This is a genomic window from Acinetobacter sp. G11, from assembly GCF_049808495.1.
Taxonomy (GTDB): Bacteria; Pseudomonadota; Gammaproteobacteria; order Pseudomonadales; family Moraxellaceae; genus Acinetobacter; species Acinetobacter kookii.
Genome location: NZ_JBNCAT010000030.1, coordinates 1 through 17,517, shown reverse-complemented (window position 1 = coordinate 17,517; position 17,517 = coordinate 1). Strand labels below are relative to the sequence as shown.

Annotated in this window: 14 protein-coding genes; 4 read left to right on the top strand and 10 right to left on the bottom strand. The window is 45.0% G+C overall.

Annotated features, from left to right (window positions below):
• Window positions 1-448 precede the first annotated feature (448 nt).
• A complete protein-coding gene (locus ACPUEY_RS11085; protein ID WP_425122118.1) occupies window positions 449-1,516 on the top strand; it encodes an SDR family oxidoreductase in 1,068 nt (355 codons plus the stop codon).
• Window positions 1,517-1,637: 121 nt separating this feature from the next.
• Here ACPUEY_RS11085 and rlmF read toward each other — a convergent pair whose 3' ends face one another.
• The 6 genes from rlmF to ACPUEY_RS11055 form a co-directional block, all read right to left on the bottom strand.
• Complete coding sequence (rlmF, locus tag ACPUEY_RS11080) at window positions 1,638-2,612, bottom strand: 23S rRNA (adenine(1618)-N(6))-methyltransferase RlmF (RefSeq protein WP_425122117.1); 975 nt, start codon at window positions 2,610-2,612, stop codon at window positions 1,638-1,640.
• Between the two features lie 232 nt (window positions 2,613-2,844).
• Entirely contained in the window at window positions 2,845-4,884 is a 2,040-nt protein-coding gene (gene ligA / locus ACPUEY_RS11075; RefSeq protein WP_425122116.1) for an NAD-dependent DNA ligase LigA, read from the bottom strand.
• 91 nt (window positions 4,885-4,975) lie between these two features.
• On the bottom strand, window positions 4,976-5,926 hold the full coding sequence (locus tag ACPUEY_RS11070) for a cell division protein ZipA C-terminal FtsZ-binding domain-containing protein (protein ID WP_131273693.1): 951 nt from the start codon (window positions 5,924-5,926) through the stop codon (window positions 4,976-4,978).
• Between the two features lies 1 nt (window position 5,927).
• A complete protein-coding gene (gene smc, locus ACPUEY_RS11065; RefSeq protein WP_425122131.1) occupies window positions 5,928-9,380 on the bottom strand; it encodes a chromosome segregation protein SMC in 3,453 nt (1,150 codons plus the stop codon).
• 10 nt (window positions 9,381-9,390) lie between these two features.
• Window positions 9,391-10,086, bottom strand: a complete 696-nt coding sequence (locus tag ACPUEY_RS11060; RefSeq protein ID WP_131273694.1) for a GntR family transcriptional regulator — start codon at window positions 10,084-10,086, stop codon at window positions 9,391-9,393.
• A 354-nt stretch (window positions 10,087-10,440) separates the two neighbouring features.
• Window positions 10,441-11,250, bottom strand: a complete 810-nt coding sequence (locus ACPUEY_RS11055) for a sulfite exporter TauE/SafE family protein (RefSeq protein ID WP_425122115.1) — start codon at window positions 11,248-11,250, stop codon at window positions 10,441-10,443.
• Between the two features lie 30 nt (window positions 11,251-11,280).
• Here ACPUEY_RS11055 and ACPUEY_RS11050 point away from each other — a divergent pair, with 30 nt between their 5' ends.
• Window positions 11,281-12,039: a biotin--[acetyl-CoA-carboxylase] ligase gene (locus tag ACPUEY_RS11050; protein ID WP_425122114.1), complete on the top strand. Its 759-nt coding sequence runs from the start codon at window positions 11,281-11,283 to the stop codon at window positions 12,037-12,039.
• Window positions 12,040-12,048: 9 nt separating this feature from the next.
• On the top strand, window positions 12,049-12,786 hold the full coding sequence (locus tag ACPUEY_RS11045; RefSeq protein WP_131273697.1) for a type III pantothenate kinase: 738 nt from the start codon (window positions 12,049-12,051) through the stop codon (window positions 12,784-12,786).
• Here the strand turns inward: ACPUEY_RS11045 and ACPUEY_RS11040 are convergent.
• From ACPUEY_RS11040 to ffh, 3 genes are all read right to left on the bottom strand, one after another.
• Window positions 12,765-13,352: an RBBP9/YdeN family alpha/beta hydrolase gene (locus ACPUEY_RS11040; RefSeq protein WP_425122113.1), complete on the bottom strand. Its 588-nt coding sequence runs from the start codon at window positions 13,350-13,352 to the stop codon at window positions 12,765-12,767. The genes ACPUEY_RS11045 and ACPUEY_RS11040 overlap by 22 nt on opposite strands.
• A gap of 141 nt (window positions 13,353-13,493) precedes the next feature.
• The gene (locus ACPUEY_RS11035) at window positions 13,494-14,090 is read right to left on the bottom strand and encodes an RBBP9/YdeN family alpha/beta hydrolase (protein WP_261183088.1); all 597 of its coding nucleotides are present in this window, start codon (window positions 14,088-14,090) and stop codon (window positions 13,494-13,496) included.
• Window positions 14,091-14,290: 200 nt separating this feature from the next.
• On the bottom strand, window positions 14,291-15,694 hold the full coding sequence (gene ffh / locus ACPUEY_RS11030; RefSeq protein ID WP_131273700.1) for a signal recognition particle protein: 1,404 nt from the start codon (window positions 15,692-15,694) through the stop codon (window positions 14,291-14,293).
• 138 nt (window positions 15,695-15,832) lie between these two features.
• Here ffh and ACPUEY_RS11025 point away from each other — a divergent pair, with 138 nt between their 5' ends.
• Window positions 15,833-16,639, top strand: a complete 807-nt coding sequence (locus tag ACPUEY_RS11025; RefSeq protein WP_425122112.1) for a cytochrome C assembly family protein — start codon at window positions 15,833-15,835, stop codon at window positions 16,637-16,639.
• Window positions 16,640-16,927: 288 nt separating this feature from the next.
• Here ACPUEY_RS11025 and ACPUEY_RS11020 read toward each other — a convergent pair whose 3' ends face one another.
• Window positions 16,928-17,293: a hypothetical protein gene (locus ACPUEY_RS11020; RefSeq protein WP_092818267.1), complete on the bottom strand. Its 366-nt coding sequence runs from the start codon at window positions 17,291-17,293 to the stop codon at window positions 16,928-16,930.
• Window positions 17,294-17,517 lie beyond the last annotated feature (224 nt).

Genomic DNA, 17,517 nt, shown 5'->3' with positions numbered 1-17,517 from the left:
CTGACATTATGGACAAAACCGGGCATCAATGCAAAATAAAAATTATGTAAGTTTATGATTTTTATAAAATTAAAATGAGAAACATACGCATTTGCAGTTCATTTAACAATATTTTCCATATAAAAAATAAACCTTTGCAGAATTAAGGCAATTTCACAAAGGCCAATTTAAACAGTAAAAGTATATTTTTAAGATTTGTAACGCTTACATATGGTTCTTATTTTCTTAGCCGATAAATGACCTTATCCATGATCCCTGTCTGGGCTGAGCGTCGTTCAGCACCTCGTACTGGCTGTTTAAGCCCAATAAATCCTCGAGTATCGATCAACGGGAAAGAAAGCGTCGTTACATACACATTTTAGCTAAACTCAGCGTCAATCAATCAAAGACAGGCCTGAGATTTCACTCTAAGATATACGCAAATTTAAAAACAACAATGGTTTAACTCATGACGAATCCACAACAGACTGCACCCATTCTTGTAACAGGTGCGACAGGCTACATTGCCAGTTGGGTCATTAAAAATTTACTGGAGCAAGGCCATACTGTCCATGCTACTGTCCGCAACCTGAACAAAAAGCCAAGTTTTGCCCATTTAGAGAAAATTGCCGCCGAAACCACCGGCACACTTAAACTTTTTAAAGCCAATCTCCTTGAGCCCCATTCATTCGATGCAGCTATGCAAGGCTGTGAAATCGTGCTGCATATGGCATCGCCTTTTGTGGTGAATAATTTTAAAAATGCAGTCAAAGACATTATTGAACCTGCGATTTTAGGTACTGAAAATGTACTGAACAGCGTCAATAAAACCGAATCGGTTAAACGTGTGATTGTCACTTCAAGCATTGCTGCCACTTATGGCGATGCCATTGACATTCAGCACACTGCAAAGAATGAATTTGATGAGTCGCATTGGAATACCACCAGTTCCGAAACACATCAACCGTATTCCTATTCCAAGGTTATGGCAGAACGTAAAGCATGGGAGATGCAACAAGCACAAGATCGCTGGGAACTGGTATGCATTAACCCTGCTCTGGTTCTCGGTCCATCGCTCACGCCAAATACCCAGTCAGGCAGTGTCGAAGTGCTACAGCAGTTTGCTAACGGCATGACTTTGTTCGGTGTACCGCCTATGTGGAATGGGATCGTTGATGTTCGTGATGTCGCAGAAGCTCATGTTCAGGCAGCATTTAATCCTGATGCCAAAGGTCGCTATATTATTAGTGGCGGCACACTAAGCCTTTTGGAAATGGGAAAGATTTTACGTCGCAACTTTGGTGCCAAGTTCCCTTTCCCACGCAATCTGCTGCCGAAAGCAGCTTTTAAACTGTTTGGGCCTTTGGCTGGTTTTTCCAAGTCATTTGTTGAACTGAATATGGGCTATCCCATCTATTTTAATGCCCAGAAGAGTAAGCAAGACCTGGGGATGCAATATCGCAACATTGAGACCAGCCTGGTAGAGCATTTCCAGCAGCTACTGGATGATGGGGTCGTGAAAAAATATATTCCTTAATTGTACTAGCTCAAACCTGATCTGACAGTTACCCAATTTTTTATTGTGTCTGTCAGATTAAATTTGAGCTACTACACCGACTTATGCGCCCACAAGCTCACTATTTCTGCCTAAAAACAAGCTAAGCAGAAGTCCAACGCGCATTTTTCCACGCCTGCTGTTGCTTTGCATCTAGAAAAGTCCAAGCGACAAAACGACTCTCTTTTTGCCCCTGAGTCATTTTAATGGTTTTCACATCCACTGCTCCGCTCTTACGCAAGGTATTTAAGAGCATTGGCAACGTTGTTTTCTTAGAAACCAGTGTACTAAACCAAAGGCATTGCTCAGCAAACTGTGTACTTTCTTGTACCATCTGGCAAACAAATCGTTCTTCGCCACCCTCACACCATAATTCGTTCTTTTGCCCGCCAAAGTTTAACACCAGCTTCGTCCGATCAACCGGTTTGCCCAGTTTTCTTAATTTTTGCGTTGCTGTGGTATTTGCTTCATCTTGCGAGGCATGAAATGGTGGGTTACACAGGGTCAAATCAAAACGATCTGAGGGTTTCATCACACCTTTGAAAATATTGATTGCTGTTTTCTGTAATCGAATCTGAATCCCCTTTCTTAGATTCGGATTTGCCTGCACAATAAATTGAGCACTTTTAACGGATGCAGCATGAATATCTGAGCCGACAAATTTCCAACCATAACTACGATGACCAATGATCGGATAAATACAGTTCGCCCCAACCCCAATATCTAATACATGAACTGCGTGTCCTGTCGGAATCTGACCTTTATTGTTGAGACTCAACAAGTCAGCTAAATAGTGAATATAGTCGGCCCTACCGGGAATAGGTGGGCAAAGATAATCTTGAGGAATATCCCAATATTGAATGCCATAAAAATGCTTGAGTAATGCTTTATTGAGCATTTTTACAGCGTATGGATCAGAAAAGTCGACTGAAAGATCGTTATATTGATTTGGGCGGACAAAAGGTGCAAGTTCCGGACAGCTCTTGATTAACTGGGGAAAATCGTAACGACTGCGATGCAGATTTCGTGCATGTAATTCCGATTTTTGTTGCGGAAAAGATTTCTTTGCTTGCGCCATGTGTATGCCAATAATCAACGGGAGAACAGAATAATCTGATAAGTCAGGATCTAGACCTGCAAATGAATCAATATTGTACGTGAATTCAACTCACAATGACGACCCTGTGCTTTTATTTGTCTGTCCCCTACCACAGTCACCAACGCTTATCATTTTGAAATCGCTGTAAAAAAGACACCTCAAGATTCATCATCCTCGGTGTCTTTTTCATTTAGGTCATTGTTTAGAAAGATCAGTCTTCTATTTGACCATGCTCTTTCATCAGTGCAATAAACTGTTCTTCATTTAAAACTGGAATACCCAGTTTTTCTGCCTTATCCAGCTTGGAACCAGCTTTCTCGCCAGCAACCACACATTTGGTTTTACTGGATACACTGCCACTAACCCGAGCGCCTAAGGCCTGGAGTAACTGTGTCGCTTCATCCCGTCCCATACTGCTGAGCGTACCTGTCACCACCCAGCTTTCGCCATTCAGCGGTTGACGTGTCGGGGCGACTGGCGCATCCCAGTGAATTCCTGCTTCGAGCAAACGCTTGACCACTTCCAGGTTATGCGGCGCCTGGAAAAAGTCCACGATCCATTCAGCTGTGATATCACCGACATCTGGCGTTTTCTTCAGTGCTTCAATATCTGCATTCTGTAAGGCTTCAAAAGTCTGGAAGGTATTGGCCAGCATACGTGCCGTGGTTTCTCCCACGCCGCGAATCCCCAAGGCATAAATAAAGGAAGCCAGTGTGGTTTTCTTGCTGTTTTCAATGGCATCAAACAGGTTTTGTACCGACTTTTCACCCATTTTATCAATGCTTAAGAGCTGTTCACGGTGCTCATGCAAGCAGTAAATATCCGCCACATTTTTAAGCAGGTCGAGATGTAACAAACATTCCACCCAGCGATCGCCCAGACCTTCAATATCCATGGCCTTACGCGAAACAAAGTGGCGAATGGCTTCTATCCGCTGTGCAGCACAGTACAAACCGCCAGAGCAGCGTGCCAAGGCCTCGCCCTCAGGCATCACCACCGGTGAATCGCAGACTGGACATTGTTCCGGAAGATGAACCTCTACCGCCTCGTCCGGGCGGAATTCCGGCCAGACTTTTTCCACTTTCGGAATCACGTCCCCGCTACGATACACGCTGACCGTATCGCCAATCCGCACATCCAGACGGTGGATTTCTCCAATATTATGCAGGGTGACATTGGACACCGTAACCCCACCGACAGCGACAGGGTTTAAACGTGCAACCGGGGTTAAAGTTCCGGTACGTCCCACTTGCCAATCAATATTTTCTACCGTGGTTAAAGCCGCCACCGCCGGGAACTTATAGGCGGTTGCCCAACGCGGTTCGCGACTTAAAAATCCGAGCTGTCTTTGCTGCTTCAAGTCATCGACCTTGATCACCAGCCCATCAATTTCAACGCTTAAATCGGCACGTTCCGCATTGATTTTTTCATAGGCTTTTTGTACGTCCTGAATCGTGTCGCAAATAAAATGGCTTTCCCCGATGGTAAAACCAAACTGGGTTAACCATTCCAGACTGGCATACATGGTGGTCTGGCCATGATACGGTTCGCACTGCGCTATACCATAGGCATAAAAGGCCAGTGGCCGTGAGGCTGCAACATTTGGATCGAGCTGGCGCAGACTGCCTGCTGCTGCATTACGCGGGTTGGCAAAGGTCTTTTCGCCTTTGGCCTCATTTTCGGCATTCAGTTTTTCAAAACCCGCTTTAGGAATCAGCACTTCACCCCGCACTTCAAGCAGCGTCGGCACCTGAGCCTGTGCAGAGCTTAAAACTTTCGGCAAGTTACGGATGGTTTTAACATTATGGGTAATATCCTCACCGGTTTCGCCGTCACCACGGGTAACCCCACGCACCAGTACACCATTTTCATACCATAGGGAAATGGCCAGGCCATCAAACTTCAGTTCGACATCGTACTGAATTTTCTGGTTCGGTAAACGCTCTTCAATGCGGCGCGCAAAGGCAAACAGTTCTTCCTGGTTAAAGACATTGCCCAATGACAGCATCGGTACGGCATGGGTCACGCTGGCAAATTTTGTGAGTGCCTTACCACCAACTTTACTGGTTGGCGTATCCGCCTGCACATATTCAGGATATTGTTCTTCTAAAGCCTTGAGCTGATGAAAGAGTTGATCATATTCACTATCTTCAATGCTGGGTTGATCCATTACATAATAGGCATGGTTATGCTTGGCTAAAATTTGAATCAATTGACGCATTTGCGCTTTGATAGTGGAATTTTCGGTCATATCTACACCATAAAAAAGGGCGGTCTATTTCCGCCCTTCATAACTATTTGATCTACCCGCTATTATAGAAATCGGGTCACTCAGTTTCAAACTAAACTTCTGCGCTTTGACCTGCACGGTAATCAATTGCGAAATGACGCCATTGTTCACGTAATTGTGGCGTAAATTCCTGATTGTTCTGGTCATACACGGTGCCGTCAATTTCACGGGCAATCAGGCGTGAAATGCTGTCCATGGTATCGAAGGCATTTTGCACATCGCTGTGTGGCAATGCCAGGAAGAAGGCCAAACCTTTTACCTGTTCAGTGGACAGGGTTTCCAGATCAAAACCGGCTGCACCTTCGTCGGTAATCTGCAATACCGAGAACAGTAACTTGCTGCCATCTTCACTATAACGATGGAAACAGGCCATTTCACCAAAACGCAGGCCATATTTCAGCAACACTTTTAAGGTTTTCTCTCCGGAAAGCACCCGACGTTCCGGGTAAATATTCAAGGCAATAAATTCGGCTGCGGTCGACAAGGCACTGGCTTCATCCACACGTTGCTGCTCATGCAAATGCTCATCCAGAATGCTGCTTTCATCGTCAAAGTCTGAAATTTCAGCTTTTTCAATGCTGCTGTTCAGGTTGAATTCATCCGCTTTTTTATCTTCACCCTGCTGTGCCGGCTCTGGGCTGGCTGCCGATTTTTCCTCTTTTACCGCTGTAGCATCGGCTTTTAGCTCCGCCTGAGCGGGTGCTGCTGCCTGTTCAGCCTGAGCGGTTTCAGCCTTTTCTGCTTGCGCTTCTGCCTGCTGAGCCGCCGGAAGCTGTTCAGCCGCCGTTTCAGTTAAAGTCGGTTCAACACGTTCGGCTTCTTTTGCACTTTGTAATTGATCACGCACATGACGCGGAATGACCGGTTGCTGGCTGTCAGAATTGACATGAAGTTCCGAATCTAGTGACGGTGCTGCATCCCCAGGTTTTTTAAACAATAATCTTAAACCGAATAGCATAATGATGATGGCGATAACTATGCCAACAATCGTAGTGACTTCCATACTATGACTCCGCAACTAAACCGTATTCTTTTGCCTGTTCCAAATCGACAGTGACTAATTTTGAGGTGCCCGGTTCTGGCATGGTAACACCTAACAAATCGGTTGCCATCGTCATTGCAACTTTATTATGGGTAATGTAAATGAATTGCACCTGTTCAGAAAGTTCTTTTACCAGGTTACAAAACCGACCCACGTTGGCATCGTCCAAAGGTGCATCGACCTCATCCAGTACACAGAACGGTGCCGGATTTAAACGGAAGATGGCAAACACCAATGCCAATGCCGTTAATGCTTTTTCCCCCCCAGAGAGTAACGCCAGAGAACTGTTACGTTTACCCGGTGGGCGCGCCATTAGTTTTACACCCGATTGCCAGTCATCTTCAAGGCTTAAACTGGCTTCTCCACCATTAAATACTTTAGGGAACAGCTCTTGCAGCTCATGATTGACCTGATCAAACGTCGTCATGAATAACTTGCGGGTTTCCTGATCAATACTCTTCATGGCGCCTTGTAATTGATCGACTGTTTTTTCCAGGTCTTCAATCTGATGACTCAGTTCTTCAAAGCGCCTGGAGACTTCCTCATACTCTTCAGAAGCTGCCAGATTGACCGCACCCAGTTTTTCAAAGCGCTGCTGTGCCTGTTCCAGCTGTTTTTGATGGGCAACCAGATCAATATTCAGGCCACCAATCACCTCGCTATTCAATGCAGCCAATTGCTCTGAATAATGCTGGAAGTCCGATTTGGCCACTTGCCAGGCCAGACGTTTCTCTTCCAACTGGCCTCGCAATTTCTCGTCTTGCTGCTGGTGCTGATGACGCTGTTCGGTCAGGTGCTGCTGTTTTTCCTGAACACTGTTCAGCTCAACCTGCCATTCATTCCAGGTCTTTTGCAGCTTTTCGGTTATTTGCGCCTGCTCGTTGAATTGCGATTGCAGCGCCGGCAGTTCCAGTTGCACCGGATCGACAAACTTTTTCGCCTGCTCCATTTGCGCAATAATCTGCTGATACTGTGCTTTTGAGAATGAAGCATCTTTTTCCAGCAATTCAATTTGCTGCCGGGTTTGCGTGACCTGACGACGTAGCAGCTCCAATTCCTGTTGCGCCTGCTGCCAGGTGTGCTGGGTGTTTTCCAGCTGCTCGGTCAGTTCCTCAACCTGGAATTGCAGGGTCTTATAATTCGGTAAAGTCTGTTCCAGTTTCAGGTTTAAGGCATGCAGGTCAATTTCCAGATCATCTTTCTGCATGGCATCTTCTTCCAGCTGCTCATCCAGCTGTTGAAGCTGACTGGCCAGTTGCTGTTTCTGAAGCGAAAAAGCCTGAGCCGTACTTTGTACTTTGGCTATGTTGACATCCAGCTGCTGCAATGCTTTTTGCTGCAGCTTTAACTGGTGTTGCTGATCTTGAATGTTTTTTTGCAGCGTTTGAATCTGTTTTAGCAGTTCCGGCAATTGCAGTTCTGCAATTTCAAGCTGTGGCAACTGCTGTGCCAATGCTGTTTCAATTTCTTCCAAACGGATACGATGACTCAGTGCCCCTTGTCCTGTCTGACTGGCTTCATCGTAAAACAGACCGATCACCCAGTCCTGAGCCACCTGATAACCATCCAGCGTCAAGATGGACTGACCAACGCCCAATTGCGACTGTAACGCCAAAGCCTGATGAAGATGGTCCGCAACGGCCACCTGCTGCCAGATGGAATGCTGCGGCGATTCAATCCATTCGGCCAGACAAGGCAAACCGGCCAGTTGAATCTGCCCTTGTGCAAACTGAACCTTCAACTGGCGGGCAATACTTTCCGTGAAATCTGCATTGGCATCCAGTACTTGTGCAGAGAGCCATTTTGCCAAAAACTTTTCAATCAGATTGGCATGCTCTTTGGCCTGATCCTTGAGCTTCAACACCTGCATCAACTGCACGGCATTGTTCTGGACTTTAGGGCTGTTCTTGATCAGCAACTGATGGAGGTTTTTCTGTTCCGACTGCAACACCTGAATCGCAGACTTCAAACTTGAAACATCATTTTTTTGCTGCGCATACTGGGTCTGTGCCCATTCTAATGTCTGTTTCTGCGTTTGAATGGCTTGTTCCAGCTGTTCAATCTGCTGAGACAGTTGAACTTTTTCACTTTCCAGCTGTTCAATATCCTCCAGCTGGTCCTGATTTTGAATCTGTGCGGCTTGCTGTTGCAGGGTCTGCTTTTGCTGTTCAATCCGGGCAATATTTTTAGCGAGCTGCTCACTTTGCGCCAGCATCTGCATTTTGTGCTGCTGCTGTTTTTCAACCTGGGCTTTCACTGCTTCAAATTGCTGCTGTACCTGTTGCTGCTGCGCTTTCAAATCACCCAGAGTTTGCCCCTGATCTTGGCCCTGACTTTCTTGTTGTTGTAATTGTTCAGTCTGCTGCTCATGTTGAGCTTGCAGCGTTTCAATCTGCAATTCAATCAGTTGCAACCGTTCTTTGGTCTGTAGTTTTTGCTGTTCCAGCTGACTTAAAGTTGTCGTATTTTGCTGGAACAAGGACTGCTTCTGTTCCAGTGTCACTTTCAGTTCAGCCAGTTTCTTTTCTGCCTGTTGCCATTCATTTTGCAATGGCGTGGACTGCTGAATCAGGCGCTGGAATAATTCGCTGGTCGCGGTCAGGTCATGTTCCAGGGTAGTAAGTTCCGAACGCACCAGCTTGAAGGTTTCGCCCAGTTCATTCATCTGCACCGTATATTCTTGCTGTAAGCGGCTGCTTTGTTCACACTGGAACGACAGCACTTCCACTTTGATGGTACGAATCCGGGTTTCCAGTTCTTTATATTGAATGGCAGTTTCGGATTGACGTTTCAGGGTTTTCAGCTGGGATTTCAGTTCCGCGGCAATATCTTCCAGACGGGATAAATTCTGTGTGGTGTGATCCAGATGCAACAGGGTTTCACGACGGCGTGCCTGATAACGCGAAACCCCTGCCGCTTCCTCAATAAACACCCGCATTTCTTCAGGTTTGGCATCCACCAGACGGTTAATCATGCCCTGTTCAATAATCGCGTAGGAACGAGGACCCAAACCGGTTCCCAGGAAAATATCGGTAATGTCACGACGACGGCATTTGGTGCCATTTAAAAAATATTCAGACTTGCCATCACGGTTGACCTGACGGCGCACCGCCAGCTCCTTATAGGCATTGTAAGCGCCACCGAGCTTGCCATAGGTATTGTCAAAACGCAGTTCGACACTGGCCACACCGACAGGTTTTCGTTTTGCAGTTCCGGTAAAAATTACATCCTGCATGCTGCCGCCACGCAGCTGGCGTGCACTGGATTCCCCCATGACCCAACGTATGGCATCAATCACATTGGATTTACCACAACCGTTAGGTCCAACCACAGCGGTACGATTTGCCTTGAAATGTAAAGTGGTACTATCGGCAAAAGATTTAAAGCCGGAAAGTTTTAAGCTGCTTAAACGCATAATGTCCTGATCAACGTCGTGAACGTCTTGCCCATGCAAGTTCGATTTGTTTCATCCGTGTCAGAGATTCCAACACAAGGTTGCGCAAGTGTCGACAAAAATCATCCATAAATAAAGTAGCTTGTTGTGATTTTCGGATCAAAACTGCATCAGTCACCAACTTGAACAACTCAAATGATTCCTGCAGTTCACGGTGTGAGATATTTAAGGTTAAAAAATAGCTGCGGCGCAGTGAAGGTAACAGCTCCTGATAGACTTTCATCAAGTAAGGATTGCCGACCATTTCGTGCTGGCGTGACAAGCCCTGAAAGATTAGATCATAAAATTTTTCAGTATGGCCGTGACGGGTTTCTTCATGCAACTGTTCAAGCAATGTCTGAATTCTTTCGGCTTCATGTGGACGCCAGGTTTCGGCCATGCGCTGCACGATTTGGCCACAGAGCAATGCACACATCTCAAACAGGGCACGTACCTGCTGGGCGGACATTTCCGAAACAATCGCCCCACGGCGGGGATAGATTTCGATCAGCTGCGTACGCTCCAGCAACAGTAATGCTTCACGTACCGAACCACGGCTGACATCCAGTTCGGATGAAATGCGCAATTCCTGAATGCGCTCTCCCTCAACCAGTTCACCGCGAATGATTTGCTCACTAATATGCCTGGCAATCTGCTCGGACAAACTGTCCTTTTCTTGTTCTTGCATACTGTTCCTATCTTGTTTTTATAAGATGCAATCAAAAAAACTTTTGAATAAATCCTGATTGTTACTTGCTTTTTTACTTGATTTTAATTGCAAAAAATATGACATTGTCAGACAATTTTCAAGTCGTAAAAGCCAATATCAGGTTGTGATAAGCGGATCGAATACAAGCGTCTATCCCCTTTCAGCTTCTGTCTTTAGCCCCTATTCTCCCTCATAAATAATTCATTTAAAATACAAAAATAAATTCAGTTTTAATTCTTTCATTTCCAAAAACAACAGAATAAGTAATATCAAGGTGTGAATGTAAAAAACCATAGCACACCTTCTCATCTCTTTTATATCGTTTTTTCTAAATTAAAAAAAGGTCGAAAAACCTTGATAAATAAAATACACCCCGACAGTTGCCAACAGGCAGGCAAAACATCTTTTCAGCATGGCTGGCGATAACTTATGCGCCACTTTTGCGCCTAGCTTCGCCGTCATGAAGCTCATGACACTAATGCCAATAAAGGCATAGATATGCACATAGCCAATGCTATGCGGTATTTCAGCCTCAGTATTGGAACCAAACCACATAAAGCCCAAAGCACCGGCAATGGCAATCGGCAAGCCGCCTGCGGCTGAGGTGGCCACCGCTTTCTGGATCACCACGCCATGACGGCTTAAATACGGCACGGTCAGACTGCCACCGCCAATACCGAATATGGCAGAGGCAACCCCGATTCCGCCTCCGGCCAGGATTTGCATGGCTCGGGAAGGTAAATGATGACTCGGGTCCACCGCTTTGCTTGCGCCATTAAACATGGTGTAAGCCACCCAAAGGGCAAAAAAACCAATCAATAATTGCAAGCCCTGACCCGACAGATAGTCCGCAATCCCTGCCCCTAAAAATGCCCCTAAAGCCAGTCCGGGTGCCAAGTTACGAAATACATCCCACATCACCGCGCCTCTTTTATGGTGCGCTGTAACCGAGCTGATGGAAGTCACAATAATGGTGGCCAGAGACGTGCCTACGGCCAGATGCATAATCACTGAAGGATCATAATGTAACTGGGTAAATACAATATAAAGAATGGGAACAATAATCAGGCCGCCACCCACACCAAACAGTCCAGCAGCAAAACCCGCCATTGCACCAATCAATAAATATATGATTAACTCCATTATTCACATTCCACAGTTACTTAGATTTAAATGGATTTAGAGACCCGACAGCTGCAAAAAATCCTGGATGATGCCCATCAGCTTCCTGAAGTTTTGCTACTCAAACCCGTCACCACATCGACCAATGATGATGTACGTGAAATTGCACTAAAAGGCGTACAGAGTGTTCTGGTTTGCAGTACCCGACAAACTCAAGGTCGTGGACAGCGCCAACGACAGTGGGTATCCCCTGAAGGCAACATCTATTTAAGCACATTGCTGAATACGCGAACAGCCATTGATGGCCGGCTTGCGCTTGAAATTGCACTGAATATTTTACAGATGCCGAGTCTGCAAAATTTAGATTTGCAAGTGAAATGGCCAAACGACCTGTATAGTTGCCAAGGTAAATGGGGCGGCATTCTGGTTGAACCGATTTCTCCGCATCAGGTCATTGTCGGTGTCGGGATTAATCTTGAGCCTGTTCCCAAAGCACAGATTGACCAGCATGCGACCTCACTGCGTGAATTAGGATTACAGGATATTTCACGTATTCAACTGATTGCAGAACTGTTTATGGCCATCCAGCAAGCCAGCGCATGGTTTGATCATGACTGCTATAACCTCGCTGCACGCTTTAATCATTATGCGGCTTTTAAAGATCAGGCCGTTGAATTTGAGCACCTTTCGGGAGTATGTTCAGGGATCTTCCTGGGCATTCAGGATGATGGTTCGGTCACTATTGAAACCTCTGACGGTTTAAAACAGTTTTATCAAGGGCGTTTACGCCGCCTGGACACCTCTCTTTAGAGAAATGCAATGAAAAATTTATGGCTGGATATCGGCAATACCCGACTCAAATACTGGATTACTGAAAATGACCAGATTGTCGAACATGCGGCAGAATTGCATCTGCAATCTCCTGCCGAACTTCTATTGGGCTTAATCCTGCATTTTAAAAATCTGGATTTACAGCAAGTCGGGGTGTCTTCCGTTCAGGACAAAAAAAATAATGAACGCATCCAGAAAATTCTCAAGTTTTTAAATGTGCCTGTCACTTTTGCCAAAGTGCATGCCGAATATGCCGGTCTGCGCTGTGCTTATGAAGATACCAGCAAGTTTGGGATAGACCGCTGGCTGCAAATGCTGGCTGTGGTGAATAATCCAGCGCAAAAATACTGTGTGATCAGTTGTGGAACTGCGCTGACCATTGACCTGACCGATGGCCTGCAACACTTGGGCGGTTATATCCTGCCCAATCTGTATTTACAGCGTGATTCCCTGATTCAAAATACCAAAGGCATCAAGATTCCCGACGCAACATTTGATGAGCTTAGCCCGGGTCGCAATACCATCGATGCCGTTCATCACGGCATTCTGCTCAGTCTGGTCAGCACCATTGAAAAGGTCCTGCAAAAATACCCCAGCCAACTGATTTTAACCGGGGGTGATGCTTCGTTATTTGCCAAATATCTTGCCCAGTATCAGCCTGTTATCGAGCCGGATCTGCTGCTGAAAGGCCTGCAAAATTATATCTATTCCTTGGCCGAGGCCTGATTTTGTCGAATCAAATAAGGCTGAATAACCTGCCAGACTTCAGGCAGTTCGGTACAGCCTTCTGAATCGATAAAATGCCCCTGATGCTTGGCTGCAATCAGCTCGGCATCCAGGCTTGCGGCCTGTTGAATACTGAATTTGGGCGGTACATGCTCATCCCCTTGCGAATAAATCACCACGCGATGCTCAACCTGACGTTTTAGCAATTCAAAATCAATCCGCGCAGCATCAATAAACGGGTTCACTTCATTCAGACGTCCCAGACGCCCATTAAAACCGGCAATCAGAACCAGCTGTTGAATGCGCTGATGAATTAAATGTTTGGATAAATAATGCAATGCCGCAATAGTCCCCAAGCTATGCGCAATCACAATACTGTTTTCATCCAGACGACCCGCCTGCTGTTCTATCTGTGCCTCCCAGACTGACAACCGGGGATGTGTTGATGGATCCAGATGCAAAATGTTCACACTAAAATGCTGTTCAGCAGCAAGCTGTTTCAGCCAGGGATACCAGTTTTCTTCCGGGCTGGCGGTATAGCCATGTATGACAATCACTTGAGCCATTGTTGGGGTTCCATTGCAGCAAGTCGCTCTAGTGTGCAATAGGCTCAGCCGGAATGAAGTGATTCATTTGTTGGTATTTTTATAAAAAATGCATCGCTGAAAATATTTATTCGGCAATTTAAGCCATTACTTGCTAACAGATTACAAGAGACTCTGGCTAGATGAATGATGCAGCAAGGGTTTCAGCACATCCCAAACCTGGTTAAATTCATCAAAACCATCGCTGCGCATAAAATGCCCGGCATGGTTTACCTCCTGCATCTGAGCATTAATGTAATGCCCGAGCAATACGGCTTTGGGGGGTGACACATAAGGGTCATTGCAGGAAAACAGTAAAAAGCGGGTCGCAATCTGTTTCTGCAAAATGGCCATGTCTAATTTTGCCTGCCGGATAAAACCGTCCAGTTCAGGCAATGCAGTGAGTTTATCCTTAAAGCCAGCCACTAGAATCAGCCCTCTAATCTGGGTCTGGCTCAGTGCCTGGGTTAAAAAATGCAGACTTGCAAGACAACCTAAACCATGCGCGACAATAATGCTTTCCGGATCTAAACGGGGTATTTGCAGCTGTATTGCAGCTTGCCAGTTCTGAAAATTGGGCGCACTCGGATCGGGCAAGGTCAGCCGTCTTGCCAGATGTCCTGAATGCTGGATTTGCTGACTGAGCCAGGGAAACCAGTGATCATTGGCGGATGACTGATCACCATGAACGATATAAACTTTCTTTTTTAATTGTGACATAGGCTTTCTTCTTATTTAAAAGTGCTTATCAAGTCATATTTTTGGAATTATTTTATTATGATATGCCGCTTAGATTCAAAAAATCCAGCCTGTTCGTTACAAAAGTGGCTGGATTTTTTCAAAGTGTTTTAAGCATAGAACAAAGGCAATAAAAAAGGCGCATTACGCGCCTTTTTCTGATCGAACCTTAAGGCTCCATCTTATTTCTGATCTTTATTACCAAAGAGTGGACCCATACCGCCGCCACCGAACTGTTTTTGCATATTGCCCAATGAACGCATCATTTTTGCCATACCTGACGGATTGGCAAACTTCTTCATCATTTTCGCCATTTGCGCATGTTGCTTGATCAGTTTATTCACTTCAGCAACATCCATACCGCAACCGGCAGCAATACGTTTTTTACGGCTTGGGTTCATCAGGTCCGGGTTACGGCGCTCTTTAATGGTCATCGACTGGATAATCGCTTCCATCTTTTTCACTTGCTTTTCAGGGTTTGCCTGCGCAATTGCGTCTTGAATACCCGAGTTGCTCATGCCTGGAAGTTTATCCAGGAAGCCCATCATGCCACCCATTTTGTTCATTTGCTCAAATTGCATCAGCATGTCTTCAAAGTTGAAGCTGCCGCCTTTTTGCAATTTCTTCGCCATTTTTTCGGCTTTTTCTTTGTCGATCTTGCGTTCAACTTCTTCGACCAAAGAAAGCACGTCACCCATGCCGAGAATACGCTGTGCGATACGCTCAGGATGGAATGGCTCAAGCGCATCAAGTTTTTCACCCATACCCAGGAACTTGATGGGCTTGCCGGTAATCGCACGTACCGAAAGTGCTGCACCACCGCGTGCATCACCATCGGTTTTGGTCAGGATCACACCAGTCAATGGCAAGGCATCGTTAAAGGCTTTGGCTGTATTTGCCGCATCCTGACCGGTCATGGCATCGACCACGAACAGGGTTTCAGTTGGCTTGATGGCAGCGTGGAGCTCTTTAATTTCGTCCATCATTTCGTCATCGACGTGCAGACGACCTGCGGTATCGACAATCAAGACATCAGCGAACTGAATTTTTGCCTGTTCAATTGCACGGTTGGCAATGGTAATCGGTTTTTCGTCTGCGCTGGATTCAAAGAAAATCGCACCAACTTCACCCGCAACCGTTTGCAGCTGCTTGATTGCCGCTGGACGGTAAACGTCGGCAGAAACCATGGCCACTTTTTTCTTTTGACGCTCTTGCAGGAAACGCGCAAGTTTTGCAGCAGTCGTGGTTTTACCCGCACCTTGCAAACCTGCAAGCAGGACAACTACAGGAGGTTTGGCTGCAAGATCAAGGCTTTCATTGGCCTCGCCCATCATTTTGGTCAGTTCGTCATGTACAATTTTGACGAACGCCTGGCCCGGTGATAACTGAGTCATCACTTCTTGGCCCAATGCCTCTTCCTTAACTTTCGCGATGAACTCACGAGTTACAGGTAACGCCACATCGGCTTCAAGAAGTGCCATACGTACTTCACGTAACGTATCTTTAATATTGTCTTCGGTTAGCTGCCCTGAGCCAGTAACATTTCTTAAACTCTGCGTGAGTCGTTCTGTTAAGGTATCAAACATTGCAAATTCCGCTTAAAATAGCCGTGAGCAAAAAATTGTTTCTTAAAATAGAAAATTTATGCATAGAATGCTATAGGATACTGTAGTTCGCATCGAATTTATATAAATGAATATTCATCATCCTGAAAAAGGTTTGACATGATTAGCCTGCCCCTGGTTTACACGATCTTAGCATTAGTCGCTTATACCTCATCCTTCTGGTATCTGTTTATTCACTTAATGTCAAAACGTGATCCAAACCATTGGTTTTTAGGGCTTGTTCTCGGTTTAGGGTTGTTGTTGCACGGCGGTGTTCTGTGTAGCGATATGCTGACCCCTTCCGGCATTAACTATGATGTTTTTGTGTTAATGTCATTTACCTCCGGTCTGATGCTGCTGCTCAGCCTGCTGTTCAGTACCTTCCGTCCTATTCTGGCGCTAAATTTACTCGGCATTCCGGTTGCTGCAACCGGCCTGATTTTAGGTTTTGCCTTAAGCAAATCCAATCAGGTGATTGAGCAGCATTCCTTAGGTTTAGACATTCATATTATTTTGTCTTTATCGGCCTATGCGGTTCTGCTGATGGCGACCATTCAGGCCGTGATTTTGTGGTTTCAGAACCGTGAATTAAAAAATAAAACCAAAAGACTCTGGGTCAATTTATTGCCGTCGTTTCAGGCCATGGAGTCGTTGCTGTTTGATTTAATCATTACCGGTTTTGTGTTACTGACTTTAGCGCTTGGTTTCGGTTTCTTTACCATTGAAAATTTCTTTGCCCAGCATTTGGCGCATAAAACGGCGTTCAGTATTATTTCCTGGTTTGTTTATGGCTTCCTGTTGATTGGCCATTACCAGTTTGGCTGGCGCGGTCAGAAAGCCATTCGCTTTACCCTCATTGGTTTTATGTTACTGGCAATTGGTTTTATTGGTTCCAAGTTTGTCCTGGAAATGATTTTGGGCAAGTAAGATTCTTTTGTTCAGTTTGCCTAATTAAAAGCATGGAACAGTGATTAAATAATAAGCGTGGAACATGATAAATTATTAAAAAAGCCCAAGTATCCGTACTTGGGCTTTTTACTACACAATAAGATTTTGATTTATATAGAATAAAAAATAGCATTTCGTATAACGTGTATTATGTTAATTTTAGGAAAGCTTAAAAAGGTAAAATCTAATGAACCTGTAACTCCTTAATTCGCTAGAACCCAAATCCTCCAAAGCCTTTACTTTTTCATACACGTATTATTTAGTTCTTCAGCTATAATCAGTTTCTTCATAATCTTTTGGCTTGTTATAGTCGTATTGAATATTAAACTTTCCAGTTGGATACAATGTAAAAGTTAGCCCCCAAATACGATCACCTGTCAAATCAAGCAAATGCTTTCTAAGGAAAAAAATTTTTTCTTTAGCCAATTTACTAACATCTCTAGGAATATCACTACCGAGTCGGTCTAATTCACTATTATATTTTGACCACCATGTACTACTAATCATTTTCCCAAAAATTTCGTAGGTTGCTCCAGCTTCATCCCAAGAATTTTCTCCAACAAAGGCTAGAATTTCTTCAGCAATTGCTTGGTAAGCCTCAATGACTAATGTATTTTCAATTTGTTGACTCATTGATCAAGTTCCTAAGTCTTTTTTGTACCATCAATATGCTGCCACATTAAATTCATTAGGTTTAGTTTGTAAAACCATTTATTTAACATAATGGCGATTATACGCAATAAAAATGTTAGAAACCATTTAAAGTGTCTGTATTCTCACCAATAAAAATGTCTGGTCTATGATGCGCATCAACATCATGGACTGGATATGAATCGAGATGCTGATCACTATGTCTG

Coding starts and splice junctions, on each gene's coding strand:
- ACPUEY_RS11085 (WP_425122118.1), top strand. CDS start 449: ATGACGAATCCACAACAGACTGCACCCATTCTTGTAACAGGTGCGACA.
- rlmF (WP_425122117.1), bottom strand. CDS start 2,612: ATGGCGCAAGCAAAGAAATCTTTTCCGCAACAAAAATCGGAATTACAT.
- ligA (WP_425122116.1), bottom strand. CDS start 4,884: ATGACCGAAAATTCCACTATCAAAGCGCAAATGCGTCAATTGATTCAA.
- ACPUEY_RS11070 (WP_131273693.1), bottom strand. CDS start 5,926: ATGGAAGTCACTACGATTGTTGGCATAGTTATCGCCATCATCATTATG.
- smc (WP_425122131.1), bottom strand. CDS start 9,380: ATGCGTTTAAGCAGCTTAAAACTTTCCGGCTTTAAATCTTTTGCCGAT.
- ACPUEY_RS11060 (WP_131273694.1), bottom strand. CDS start 10,086: ATGCAAGAACAAGAAAAGGACAGTTTGTCCGAGCAGATTGCCAGGCAT.
- ACPUEY_RS11055 (WP_425122115.1), bottom strand. CDS start 11,250: ATGGAGTTAATCATATATTTATTGATTGGTGCAATGGCGGGTTTTGCT.
- ACPUEY_RS11050 (WP_425122114.1), top strand. CDS start 11,281: ATGGATTTAGAGACCCGACAGCTGCAAAAAATCCTGGATGATGCCCAT.
- ACPUEY_RS11045 (WP_131273697.1), top strand. CDS start 12,049: ATGAAAAATTTATGGCTGGATATCGGCAATACCCGACTCAAATACTGG.
- ACPUEY_RS11040 (WP_425122113.1), bottom strand. CDS start 13,352: ATGGCTCAAGTGATTGTCATACATGGCTATACCGCCAGCCCGGAAGAA.
- ACPUEY_RS11035 (WP_261183088.1), bottom strand. CDS start 14,090: ATGTCACAATTAAAAAAGAAAGTTTATATCGTTCATGGTGATCAGTCA.
- ffh (WP_131273700.1), bottom strand. CDS start 15,694: ATGTTTGATACCTTAACAGAACGACTCACGCAGAGTTTAAGAAATGTT.
- ACPUEY_RS11025 (WP_425122112.1), top strand. CDS start 15,833: ATGATTAGCCTGCCCCTGGTTTACACGATCTTAGCATTAGTCGCTTAT.
- ACPUEY_RS11020 (WP_092818267.1), bottom strand. CDS start 17,293: ATGAGTCAACAAATTGAAAATACATTAGTCATTGAGGCTTACCAAGCA.